Source organism: Chitinophaga sp. 05T412 (assembly GCF_056396465.1).
The window spans coordinates 215,822-228,055 of record NZ_JBFTLN010000003.1 but is presented as its reverse complement, the minus strand read 5'-3'; the positions used below and the strand labels follow the sequence as shown (position 1 = coordinate 228,055).

Here is a 12,234-nt window from a genome sequence, read left to right as displayed (position 1 = left end):
GGGTAGTTGGATGACCGCCCGGAAAAAATGCACGTATGAAAATAACAATGATTGCGGCTACTGCACTGCTTTTTATGCTGACGAATATCAGTGCCGCACAAACGCCCCGTAAATTAAAGAGCTGGGAGCCCGCTACAGATAACAGCGTATACGCACTGGAAGGCCAGGGCTGGCGCCAGGATGCTAATAACTATTATACCCGGCTGCCGCCTGCCGCAAAGAATAAAGTACGCGATCCAGTATGGAATTTATCGCGTAATAGTGCAGGACTGAGTCTGCGTTTCAGAACAGATGCGGATGAAATTGTAGTGAAGTATGGTATTCAGGGAGACGCCAGCATGCCTCATATGCCAGCTACCGGCGTTAGTGGTGTGGATCTGTATGTAAAAAGTATTGATGGAAGATGGCTGTTTTGTGCCGGCAACTATTCCTTCGATAGTACCGTTGTTTATCGGTTTAAGCACCTGAAAAAAACAGATCAGCATGTAAAGAATGTGGAATATACCTTGTTTCTGCCTTTATACAATTCCGTGAAATCGCTGAGTATATCGGTGCCGGAAGAGAGTGATTTTAAACCGATGCCGGTGCGCACAGAAGCGCCTATTGTGGTATACGGAACCTCTATTGCACAGGGTGGCTGCGCTTCCCGGCCCGGTATGGGGTGGACGAATATCCTGGAACGTAAGTTAGACCGGCCGGTTGTCAACCTGGGCTTTTCCGGTAACGGCCGCATGGAAAAGGAAGTGGTGGCATTCATTGCGCAAATACCTGCCAGCCTCTATGTGCTGGATTGTATGCCTAATTTAACACCGGTGGAAAATACAGAAGCCGAAATAAGAAGGCGTACCGCTGAGTGTGTGAAACTGCTGCAGGAAAAGCGTCCGGGTATACCAATACTACTGACAGAACACGATGGATATACCAATGAAACCAACGTGGATCGCATGGATTCCTATCAGCGCGTAAACAAAGCGTTACGCGAAGTGGTGGACTCCATGTTAAAAGCAGGGGTGAAGAATATTAGTCTGCTCACCAAAGAGGACATCAATCAGGATCCGGATGCGATGGTAGATGGCACCCATCCCACTGATCTGGGCATGATGGCTTACGCCAACGCCTACACTAAAAAGATCCGTGAGATTTTTAAGGAAAAAGACGGAAACACCGTTACCACCACACCGGTTACCCAACGCCGGGATGCGAGTAACTACGATTGGGAAACCCGTCATTATGAAGTGTTGGACTATAACAAAGCCAATTCACCGAAAGTGCTTTTCATTGGCAACTCCATTACCCACTTCTGGGGCGGCAACCCGGTGTCCTGGGTGGTGAGGGGCAGCAGTTCCTGGAATAAGTATTTTGCGCCCAAACGCGCCGTTAATATGGGTTTTGGATGGGATCGGGTAGAGAATGTGTTGTGGCGTATGCAGCATGGTGAACTGGATGGCATCCATCCTGAATATATTGTATTGATGATTGGTACCAACAATTTGCAGCTCAATACCGATGCAGAAATCGTGGATGGATTGAAAAATTTGTTACAGGTAATTCAGGAGCAACAGCCCACTACCAAAATTATATTGATGGGCATTTTGCCACGCAGGAATATGGAAGCAAGGGTGGCAGGCATTAATCAGCTGATAGCCCGTATTCCGGATAATAGTAACATTCAGTTTGCAGATGCGGGATCGCTGTTTTTGCAGGGCGATGGAAAGTTGCAGGAGCGCCTGTTTTCAGATGGATTGCATCCTAATGAACAGGGATATGAGAAGCTGGGCGCTTTTATAGATAAGTATCTGAAGTTTTAAAGTCAAGGGGAAACGTTCGTGGAGAGGCTTGCCGGTGGCGGTATTTATCTCCCGATAACCTGCTATAAATGAAAAGCCTCCTATTGTGTAGTAAGCACAATAGGAGGCTTTTTTAGTTTGTTTATTGCTTATCCCACCACACGGGCTGCATCCAGTCATTTTTACCACCGATGCGTTTCAATGCTTCCTGGTAGTTGGCGGTATTGTTATACGCTTCTGTACCGGGATAAAACAGGCGTTTAAATGGCTTCAGCCCTGTTTCTGATTCATGGCCTACATCTTCTATAGTGGCCAGTGCCGGAAACCCGCTTCTGCGTTGATTGGCGAAGGCTTCATAGCCATTGGGAAACAGTGCTACCCATTTCTGCATATTGATTTGTTCCAGTGCTTTGTCGGGCTGGAGAGAGTGTGCCGCTACAAAATTGTCAACGAGTTGCCCATTCAYCGGCGTCATGCCGGGATACATTTCCAGTTGCTTCATAGCAGCGCGTATGCCCAGCTGGTAGTGGGTATTAGCGTCGTCGCCGGTCCAGGTTCTGGCGGCAGCTTCTGCCAGCAGCAGTTCTACTTCTGCATAACCCAGGTGGAGGAAAGAAGCCTGGAACTGGTAGAATGGGTTGTTGATTTTACAGAATTTGTTGCCATGCGGAATGGTGACACCATCAGCAAATGTAGAATCTTTCCAATCATCCCACCAGTATAAGCCAGGCGTTAGGGGAACATAATGGGTGGTGGCCGTAATGTCTTTCCCTGCGGCATCTCTGTTAATAAAGAAAGCGGCTATCCGGGGATCATTTTCCTGCTTCAGGTAGTCTACGAATGTAGTGCAACCGAAGGTGTAGTTGTAGGTTTGATCTTCCTGGAGGGCTTGTGATAAGCCATTGCCGCGCAGATCAGGGAAATTGAAACTCTCGTGAATAATTTTGAAATTGTCGTCGCTGCTCTTCATGACGCCACCTGCAATAGCTGCCTGTACTTCTTTGGCTGCTGTAGCAGGATCTATTTTAGATAAGCGCATTCCTAGTCGCAGGCGAAGTGAGTTGGCCAGTTTCTTCCATTTGTCGATAGATCCCTGGAATACGATATCATTGCCAATAGGTGCTTTGGAGGCATCAAACTGGCCGGAGGCGGCGCTGAGTTCCTGGAAGAAGTCGGTATAAATTTCCTGTTGTGTATTGTATACCGGTGTATATACTTTATCGTAGTATGCCATGCCAGCCTGTTTATAAGGTACATCACCATAGCAATCGGTGAGTATAGAGAAGATGTATACCTTGAGGATGCGGCCTGCTGCTACATAGTTTACCAGGGAGGCATCGTCTTTACAGCGGGCAATCATGTCTGCCAGTTGTTTGATGCTTTTACCATAGAAAATTTCCCAGGTGCGTTCATTGTAGAAGTCGTCGCGGATATATTTACTGCCGGTGCGCATACCCCAGCTGCCGCCAATGTATTGTACCCGGGGCATGAAGAGATAAAGGTTGGGATAGCCGGTTTCGCGGCCTCCATTGAGATAGTAGGCGGCCGCCGCCAGCTGTTGACCGGGATCTATGTTGTTGCCTTTGGTGGGGTCGGTGTTAATGGAATCAAAGTCTTTGGTACAACTTCCCAGCACCAACGAGAAGAAGAAAACCAGGAGCAGAGTATAACTATTGCGTTTCATTAGTAGTGATTTAGAATTTTGCAAAAACATTGATACCATAAGATCTCCGGGTAGGCAGTGATCCATATTCAAATCCCTGGCCATTGCTGTTATTGTAGCTGCTTTCAGGATCTACGTTGGGTATATGTTTGCTAATAGTGAAAAGATTTCTGGCCACCAGCGATACGGACAGTTCCCGAAGAATACCATTGCCCAGTATTGATTTGGGGAAATTATAGTCGATGTTTAGCTGCCTGATTTTCACGAAGGAGGCATCATAAATAAAAGGCTCCGGAATGTTGTCGGTTACCCGTTGCCAGTAAGCCTGTGGATTTACAAATGCATCTACGTCTTTGTATTTGGGGTTGTTGCTACCATCTACGCCATCGGGTTGTACGCCTTTGATGGGCAGGCCACCGGTGGCTTTCCATTGTGCGGGTGTTTGTCCTGCGGCCACCCTGGCGGCTTCTGATAATGTCCAGCCTTCGCGGCCTTCGAGGGTACCTTTCTGCCGTCCGTTCGCATAGGCGAGGAGGTTAGTCATGGAATAAATACTACCCCCTTGTTTAATATCCAGTAAGATGTTTAACGAAATATTTTTCCAGGTAAAGCGGTTGGTAACACCACCGATCCAGTCGTATTGTCCGTTGCCCAGTTTGGCGTCGGTAGGATCATATTGTGGCAGGTTGTTGGCATCCAGTATTAATTGTCCGGCAGGGTTGCGGAGGAATTGGCGGCCTACAATGATGCCGTATTCTTCTCCTTCTTTCGCTACAATAGAGGCATTGGCCCAGCGTGCGGAAGCCAGCGTATAGAAGCCGGATACCAGCGGACTCAGTTCCAGGATTTTATTACGATTGCGGGCGAAGTTCATATTCACATCCCAATTGAAATTTTTGGAAACAATTGGTTTTACCAGCAAGGTGGCTTCAATGCCTCTGTTGCGGATATTACCGGAGTTGATCACCGCGCTGGGATAGCCGCTGGTAGAGGAAATGGGCGCATTCAGAATTTGATTGCGGGTGTTGGACTGGTACCAGGCCACATCCAGGTTCACGCGGTTATTCAACAAAATGAGGTTCATCCCTGCTTCATACGATTTGCTGATACTTGGTTTGAGATCTTTGAAAGGAACTTTGTCTACCGCTACGCCACCAATCGCATAGCCGCCCACCAGCGGGATATCCGGGTTGCTGCCATAGGTAAGCTTCAACTGATAGGGTTCAATGGCATCTGTGCCCGTTTGCGCCACAGAGAAACGCACTTTACCAAAGTTCAGGAAGTTACTTTTAGGCAGCAGCTCAGAAAATACAAAGCTGGTGCTGACAGATGGATAGAAGAAAGAGTTGTTGTTGGCCGCCAGCGTGGACGACCAGTCGTTACGCCCCGTGATATCCAGGTATAAATAATTTTCGTAGGCGAGGTTGATCGCGCCATATACAGAGTTGATCCTTTTGCGGTTAATCAGTTCATTGCTTACTTTGGTCTGGAAGTTATTAATGCTTTGTACGCCTTTCACGCTGATGTCTCTGCCGGAAGTATTCAGTACATTTTCGTGGTAGTCCATGCGGTTGGTACCGAGGTTAGCACCGATCCAGAATTTACGTACCTGCTTGCCGTAGTTGAGGAGCAATTCGGTGTTGGTTTCCTGGAATACGCGGTCTTTTAAATTGAGGGCGCCGGTGGAGTTAAAAGGGGTCGTGAGTTCCATGAATTCACGGAAGCCAAATTTAGAGTAGTCGGTACCGGTGCGGGCCTGTATGGAAAGGGTAGGCAGCAGCTGGTATTTCAGTTGTACAAAGCCATTGAGGCGGTCTTGTTTACTGTTGTTGGGCTGTTCGTTGATTGCCCAATAAGGGTTCACCTGGTAGTTATTATTGTTCCAGTTGATATAGCTGCCGGTGATTGGATCTTTATACGTTTTCAACCAGTTGATATCGATGTTGGGCGCGATGCCACTCAGCACATATCCGATGTTGTTAGGGTTATCGGAGAGGGCGGGGCGGTTGTCTACGTTTTCATTTACATAGGCAAGTTTGGCGTCTATGCTGAATTTGCTGGTGAGCTGGGAAGTACCGCGTAACGCGAAGTTATGACGTTGTAATCCGCTGCTGGGTACAATATCATTGTTCCGGATGTTGGTATAAGTGAAGCGCAGTTGGGTATTTTCTCCACCGGACGAAATAGCGACGGAGTTGGTGAGCGTCAATCCTTCGCGGAAGAAATGTTGAATAGCGTTTTGTGCTTTCACATAAGGTTGTTGGGTGCCGTTCCAGATCCACACCATGCTATCCTTGTTGAATTTAGGCCCCCAGCTGGCCTGGGCGGTGCCTTTGGCGGCATCGAGGTTGCGGGGGAGGAGTCCATCTCTGCCGCTGCCATATTCTTCCTGGAAGTCGTAGCTGCTGTTTAATCTTTCCAGCACGGCATTGGATGTGATTTCCAGCTCCAGTCCTTTGCGACTGCCTTTTTTGGTGGTGATGAGGATCACGCCGTTGGCCGCGCGACTCCCATACAGCGCAGTGGCCGCGCCACCTTTCAACACAGAGATGGTGGCTACTTCGTCGGGGTTGATGATAGAAGAGCCATCTCCCAAATCATATCCGCCAAATTTATCCGCTTGTCCGGGAGAGGAGTTGTTGGCGGGAATACCATCAATTACATACAGGGGTTGATTGTCGCCGCCAATTACTTTTACGCCGCGCAGGGTTACTTTCACGGAGGCGCCAACACCGCTGTTGGTGGTGTTTATATCCAGTCCGGCTACACGGCCGCTGAGGGATTGAATAGCATTGGTTTGACGGGCAGTGGTTAAGTCGCTGCCTTTTACATCGGTGAAGGCGTAGCCTAACGAACGTTGCTGGCGGCCAATACCGAGGGCGGTGACTACCACGGCATTCATTTCAATGATTTTCTGTGGTGCGGCGGTATCGGCTACCGGAGCGCTGGTACCAGCCGTTTGTTTGATAATAATCTGTGTACCGATGGCTTTAATGGTGAACTGCGCTGCTGGAAACAGTTGTTGCAGCAGGCTGCTGATAGAAGCATTTTGCTCATGGATGGTAAACTTATTTTTGGTGATTACCTGGTTAGGATAAGCGAACAATACACCTGCCTGTTTTTCTATCAGCGATAGAATTTCAGGAACGGGTTTGTCTGTGATATTAACAGAAACCCTTTTAGCGAGCGCGCTGTTTTTATCCTGCCCGTTGCTGAGCAGGGCCGTACACATGATTATGAGGATCAGTGAAATACAGGGAATKAGTTTCATTGCTTTCTTTTGAGATTTTAGTGATATAGGGCATTGCTTTGCGGGCATACCTCTCCCTGCCGGACCAGCTGTATCCGAAGGTGGAATATAGGCAATACAATGCCAGGCAGCGTTGGCTGCGTGTTTTATGATGTTAACGTGTTTGTGAATAGCGTTTTAGATCCTGGTTTTAAACTTTCAACGGTTCAAAAAATGTGACTGGTGTTTATTTATGTTGAAATATATAAGTTGAATCATTGGTATGCGTGGTGGTCAGGTCCAGCATTTCCGACAGTACCAGTAATGCTTCGCTTAGTGGTACGCGGTTGAAGCGAACGGTGATCTTGTTTTTTAGTATATCCTTGTCCGTTACCTGCAAATCCGCGTGATAGTAGGCGGCTACTGTTTGCAGCACCAGGGCTACTTCCTGGTCGCTGAAGGAGAGGTCGTGGTTGCCCCATCCGCAGCGCCATGCGTAGTTGCCGTCCGGCTTTTTTACGGTACCATTGTCATTTTCCACTACCGCGAGGTTGCCAGCGGTTAAGGTAACAGGCTGCCCATTACCGGTAACGCTTACTTTGCCATCCCATACGGCTACATCGCTATAGCTGCCGGTTGTTTTTACATTAAAGGAGGTGCCCAATACGCGGATAGTGGCGTTTGGAACTTGTATACTAAAGCGTTGTTGTTCGTCTTTCGTGATTTTAAAGAAGGCCTCTCCTTTGATCATCTGTACTTCACGGCTGCGGTAACGCAGCTCTGTGCCTGCCTTTAAGGCTATCTCAGAGCCATCGGGGAGTACCAGGCTATCGGTATCGTTTCCTTTTGCGAGGTAGGTGCTCCATTCCTCCGCCGGAGTACTGAAGTAGCGATAGCCCGTGAATGCCAGCAGTGGTAATGCCACGGCGGCGGCCCACCACCATTTACGGTGAATGGAAAATGTTTTCGCTTTTGGCGGCGTATCAGGGAGGGCCAGCTGACTGGATAGTGCTTCCCAGCCGGTGTTGCGGTCGAATGGTTGCGGCAGATCCCTGGAAGCGTCCCATGCCTTTTTGATGGCGTGAAACAGTTGCGGGTGATGCGGTGCGGCATCCAGCCATTCTTCCAACGCAAGTGCTTTGGCGGCATTATCCGGGTCCTGCAGATATTCGATGACGATATTGTTTAGCTCATTTTCCATATGCGTATACTATCAAGACATCTCAGCAAGGGTAAACTTTGATGCCTGGTTAAATTTTTTTTCCAGGGAGTAGATGACGGAGTGATTTAAGGGCCGTCGATAGCTGATAATACACCGTATTGAGGGTGATATTMAGTTTGTTGGCTATTTCGGCGGGTTCCAGGTGTTGTATGCGGCTCAGGATAAATATTTCGCGGCAGCGGGGTGGCAGCGTATCCAGGTGTCGTAGTATTTCCTGTTGCAGCAGTATATAATCGGCGGTTTCATAGAACGAAGAAGGATCGGCCTGAAATTGTAATACATCTTCCCCTACCTGTCTTTTTCTTTTCTTTAACTCATTGATTGCCTGGTTGGTAATAGCACGATAAAGATAATGCCGGATATGGCCGGTGATAATAATTTGAGGGCCCTTCTCCCATAGGTGGACGAAAAGGTTGTGTACCATGTCTTTAGCCAGGCTGCTATCTTTTACCCAGCGATATGCTAACAGGTATAATTCTTCGCTGTAGGTATTATATAATTGCCGGAAAATGGGTACATCCTGGTTATGCAGCGCCTCGGTGATTTCTGCACTGGTATATGGGAATGCATCCGTTGTCATCCCTTAATTATACGAAAAAAAATTATTTCAAAGCAAGAAAGCTGAAAGCAAAAGGCAGAAAGCAAAAAGCTATTTCCCCGGAAATCTACGCGAAAATACCTTTTTGCTTTCTGCTTTCAGCTTTCTGCTCCTTCGAGCCAGCTTTTGAATTCCGTAACCCTTTCACGGCTAATAATAACATCAGTATCAACATCGGGTGCTAATTGAAGAATTAATCTACTATTGTAGTAAGTGGTGATTTTCTTGATGGCATCTATATGGATAATAAATTGCCGGTTAATACGAAAGAACTGATTCTTATCCAGTAGCTTTTCTATCTGGTCCAGGGAATAGTCCAGTGGTACGCGCTGATTGCTGTTAGTGGTGGCCCAGGTAGTACCTTTTGCAAATTGCAGCCAGGCAATATCTTTTGCTTTTACATAAATGAGCTGGTTGTTGATGCGGCCAATAAAACGGGTGCTGTCGCGGCGCAGGAACTCTTCTGCCAGTTTACTGATATCTATGGTATAGTTATTAGCAGGTCTGAACTGTTCATATTTTTTTAAAGCATTCCGCAATTCTTCCGGGTCAATAGGCTTCATTAAATAGTCGATGCTATTAACTTTGAATGCCTGCAGGGCAAAGCCATCATAGGCCGTGGTGAAAATAATGGGTGTGCGGACTTTCGTTTTATTGAATAGTTCAAAGCAGTTGCCATCTGACAATTGTATATCCATCAACATGAGGTCGACCGGCTGTTTTTGTTCCAGCCATTTCAGTCCTTCTTCTACTGATTCAATCACCGCTACTACTTCCGTGTTGGGATTACACTTGTGCAATAACTGTGTAAGCCGTTCGGCATTGTGCATCTCATCTTCAAAAATTACTACTTTCATGACGCTGTAATAATGGGTAGTTTTACAATGAATAATTCATTTTCCTGATAAATTTCCAGGTTGCAGTTGCTGATCAGCGCATATCGTTTCTGAATATTTTCCAGGCCTATCCCGGAAGATATTTCGGGGCTGACTTTAGGCCGGATATGATTGGATATGATCAATGCGTTTCCTTCGCTTTTGATGGTGATCAGCAGCGGGTCTTGTGCAGAAAAGCGGTTATGTTTGATCGCGTTTTCTATAAGCATTTGCAGGGTTACCGGTGGTATCATTCCCTTTGTTCTTACTTTTTCTGAAATGTCGCTCACAAACTGAATGCTTTGCTGGTGGCGGATGCGTATAAGGAATAAATAGGAATCGAGGAAGTCCAGTTCCGTTTGTACCGGTACCAGGTTTTCAAATTTCTTGTCTAATATATACCGATAGGTTTTGGCAAGTTGTGTGATATAGTCGGCCGAAAGATCCGGGCTTTTGTACACCAGGTTGGTGAGTACGCTGAGTGAATTGAAAAAGAAATGCGGATCTATCTGGTTCCGCAGTGCATCATAGCGGGCCTGGATATTTTCGCGCATCAGTCGCTCGGTTTGCAGCTGGTATTCTTTCCATTCTGAATAGTAAAAAATAATACCGTTGAACGTTAGTATCAGCAGGTAGAACATGAAGATACCGAAGTTCAGGTCGTAGCTGAAGTGGCGGAAGCTTTCCCAGGCTTCATAGCGGTGAAACAGTACGATGTCGGCCACACCATAGCAGAAGCCGAAAAGGAAGGCCACCAGCATGCCGTAGCCTACCTGGCTGCTGCAGAGGAATACCAGGCGACTGGCAGGTTTCCGTTGCTGTGTTTTTTTCTCTACGGTCCGGGCCAGCCAGGTGGCGCCTTCCCAGGCAATCAGCCCGAATATAACATAGAAAATGCTGAACACCTGTCCTCTTAAATCCATCATCTGTAACCCTGTGGTGAAGGTATGATCAAAGGATTTGAAGATGGTACTGAAAGTGTACAGAATCAGTATCCTGGACAGATACAGAAATACTTTGCTTGAAAATAATTTTTCGTTTCCCTGAAAATTCATTCCGCGTTTGTATGATACTAAATGTAGTTATTTTCCTTAAACCACGCGAATGCGCCGGACACGGCGGTTTCTACCGGGGTATATTCCAATTGTAGCTCCCGCTCTGACTTTTTACCGGAATAGTAATTATCCAGGCATAGCATATAGGCGGTGCTGTAATTTAGTTTTCCGGAGATACCCGGCAATGACCCGATCATACCGGCAAATTTCAGCACGAACCTGGGGATTCGGATTTGTAGTTGCCGTTTGCCCGAGATCTTTCTCAATAGTCTGAAAAACTCGCCATAGGTGAGGTTTTGACCTGCCAGCAGGTAGCAATCGCCTGTTTTGCCTTTTTCGATGGCATTGATAATACCCCGGCATACATCCTTGATATGTACGAAATTTTTTCCACCGGGGGGATAGAACAGCAGCCGGTGTTTCAGGCCGTAGAGGATGAGCTTTCCGGAGCTGGGCTTTACATCGTTGGGGCCTATCATGAAAGTAGGGTTGACTACTACCGCCGGTAATTGTTTGGCGGCTACCTGTTCCAGCACATATTGCTGGGCGAGGTATTTACTGTTGATGTAACCGGAGTTGGCGTTGAACAAGGTAAATCCGTTGAGTTCATTGCCGGGATTTTGTTTGTTACCCGGACCAATGGTATTGGCGGTGCTTACATAAATAAACTGTTTTACCTGGTGAGCCAGGCAGGCCGCCGTGATATGTTGGGTGGAAATGAAATTTACTTTTTCATATTCGTCGAAGGAAATGCCCCATTGCTCTGTGATACAGGCTGCATGGATCACAATATCACAGCCTTTAACGGCATTGAGCACATGCTGGATATTGTCGATCAGACCAAAGAACACTTCGCAGGGGATATCGGCAATACCTGTCAGATCGGCATTAGGCCGCACGATGATCCGGATGTCATATCCCAGTCGATATAATTCCCGGGTGAGGTTGGAGCCAAGGAAGCCGTTGGCGCCGGTAATCAGTACTTTTTTCATATGTCTTAAACAGATAATGCAAATGGTATTTCTTTCTTTACTTCCCGCGACACGATCCTCATTTTCAGGGATAGTGGCAATAGCTGCATGAGCAGGTGATTGATCCGGTTCATCAGTCCGGGGATGATCACCGGTTGTTTGGCCAGTGTGCCTTTGAGGGCAATCCGGGCAATTTCGGGGGTAGGCAGCAGCCCCATTTTCCCCTTACGTCCCTGGCTGATAATGCGGCGGGAGGTGTGGGAATTGGTCATAATAGGACCAGGGTATACTACGCTGACAGATAATCCCGTGCCGGTCAGTTCTTCTTTCAGTCCGAGAAAGAAAGAGGAGATGAATGCTTTGGAGGCCGGATAAACAGTTTTATAGGCAATGGGCGTAAAAGCCGCCATGCTGGMGATGTTCATGATATAGCTCTGGGAGTGCTTCAACAGGTGAGGAATCAGCAGGTGCGTGAGCAATACGGTGCCTCTTACATTGAGCATAATAATATCGTCTATCCGTTTCAGTGAGGTATGGGTGATGGAAGAAGTGCCACCCACGCCGGCGTTGTTAATGAGAAAGTTAATGGCATATTGCTCCGTGATGATATGGAGTTGTTGCTTTAGTATCTCACTATCGGACAGGTCGAATTCAAATACTTTTACGCTCACCTGGTATTCCAGTTCCAGGTTGTGTGCAATGGAGCCGAGGTTGCCTCCAGGCAGGGCGATGAGAATAATATTCATGCCCTTTCTGGCGCATTGGATGGCGAATTCTTTGCCAAGGCCGGAGCTGGCGCCTGTAATCAGTGTATAAGCAGTTGTTGACATCATG

At 47.3% G+C, this 12,234-nt stretch carries 9 protein-coding genes; 1 reads left to right on the top strand and 8 read right to left on the bottom strand.

Annotation, left to right across the window (positions count from 1 at the left end):
* Positions 1–35 precede the first annotated feature (35 nt).
* Positions 36–1,808 carry an SGNH/GDSL hydrolase family protein gene (locus AC1DFM_RS08215; protein ID WP_477076227.1) on the top strand — a complete coding sequence of 591 codons (1,773 nt, stop codon included), beginning with the start codon at positions 36–38 and terminating at the stop codon, positions 1,806–1,808.
* A gap of 121 nt (positions 1,809–1,929) precedes the next feature.
* Here the strand turns inward: AC1DFM_RS08215 and AC1DFM_RS08210 are convergent, their stop codons facing one another.
* The 8 genes from AC1DFM_RS08210 to AC1DFM_RS08175 all read right to left on the bottom strand — a co-directional run bounded on the left by AC1DFM_RS08210 (position 1,930) and on the right by AC1DFM_RS08175 (position 12,233).
* Complete coding sequence (locus AC1DFM_RS08210) at positions 1,930–3,471, bottom strand: SusD/RagB family nutrient-binding outer membrane lipoprotein (RefSeq protein WP_477076226.1); 1,542 nt, start codon at positions 3,469–3,471, stop codon at positions 1,930–1,932.
* Between the two features lie 10 nt (positions 3,472–3,481).
* Positions 3,482–6,721, bottom strand: a complete 3,240-nt coding sequence (locus AC1DFM_RS08205) for a SusC/RagA family TonB-linked outer membrane protein (protein ID WP_477076225.1) — start codon at positions 6,719–6,721, stop codon at positions 3,482–3,484.
* A 205-nt stretch (positions 6,722–6,926) separates the two neighbouring features.
* Positions 6,927–7,880, bottom strand: coding sequence for a FecR family protein (locus tag AC1DFM_RS08200; protein WP_477076224.1), 954 nt, complete (start codon positions 7,878–7,880; stop codon positions 6,927–6,929).
* Positions 7,881–7,929: 49 nt separating this feature from the next.
* On the bottom strand, positions 7,930–8,481 hold the full coding sequence (locus tag AC1DFM_RS08195; protein WP_477076223.1) for an RNA polymerase sigma factor: 552 nt from the start codon (positions 8,479–8,481) through the stop codon (positions 7,930–7,932).
* 116 nt (positions 8,482–8,597) lie between these two features.
* Entirely contained in the window at positions 8,598–9,356 is a 759-nt protein-coding gene (locus AC1DFM_RS08190) for a LytR/AlgR family response regulator transcription factor (RefSeq protein WP_477076222.1), read from the bottom strand.
* On the bottom strand, positions 9,353–10,429 hold the full coding sequence (locus AC1DFM_RS08185; RefSeq protein WP_477076221.1) for a sensor histidine kinase: 1,077 nt from the start codon (positions 10,427–10,429) through the stop codon (positions 9,353–9,355). Before AC1DFM_RS08185 ends, AC1DFM_RS08190 begins: the two co-directional genes overlap by 4 nt.
* Before the next feature lie 17 nt (positions 10,430–10,446).
* Complete coding sequence (locus AC1DFM_RS08180) at positions 10,447–11,421, bottom strand: NAD-dependent epimerase/dehydratase family protein (RefSeq protein ID WP_477076220.1); 975 nt, start codon at positions 11,419–11,421, stop codon at positions 10,447–10,449.
* A gap of 5 nt (positions 11,422–11,426) precedes the next feature.
* Positions 11,427–12,233 carry an SDR family NAD(P)-dependent oxidoreductase gene (locus tag AC1DFM_RS08175; protein WP_477076219.1) on the bottom strand — a complete coding sequence of 269 codons (807 nt, stop codon included), beginning with the start codon at positions 12,231–12,233 and terminating at the stop codon, positions 11,427–11,429.
* Position 12,234: the final 1 nt, after the last annotated feature.

Bases quoted from the DNA above. Each gene is read 5' to 3' on its own strand.
- AC1DFM_RS08180 (WP_477076220.1), bottom strand. From the start codon at position 11,421: ATGAAAAAAGTACTGATTACCGGCGCCAACGGCTTCCTTGGCTCCAAC.
- AC1DFM_RS08190 (WP_477076222.1), bottom strand. From the start codon at position 9,356: ATGAAAGTAGTAATTTTTGAAGATGAGATGCACAATGCCGAACGGCTT.
- AC1DFM_RS08215 (WP_477076227.1), top strand. From the start codon at position 36: ATGAAAATAACAATGATTGCGGCTACTGCACTGCTTTTTATGCTGACG.
- AC1DFM_RS08185 (WP_477076221.1), bottom strand. From the start codon at position 10,429: ATGAATTTTCAGGGAAACGAAAAATTATTTTCAAGCAAAGTATTTCTG.
- AC1DFM_RS08200 (WP_477076224.1), bottom strand. From the start codon at position 7,880: ATGGAAAATGAGCTAAACAATATCGTCATCGAATATCTGCAGGACCCG.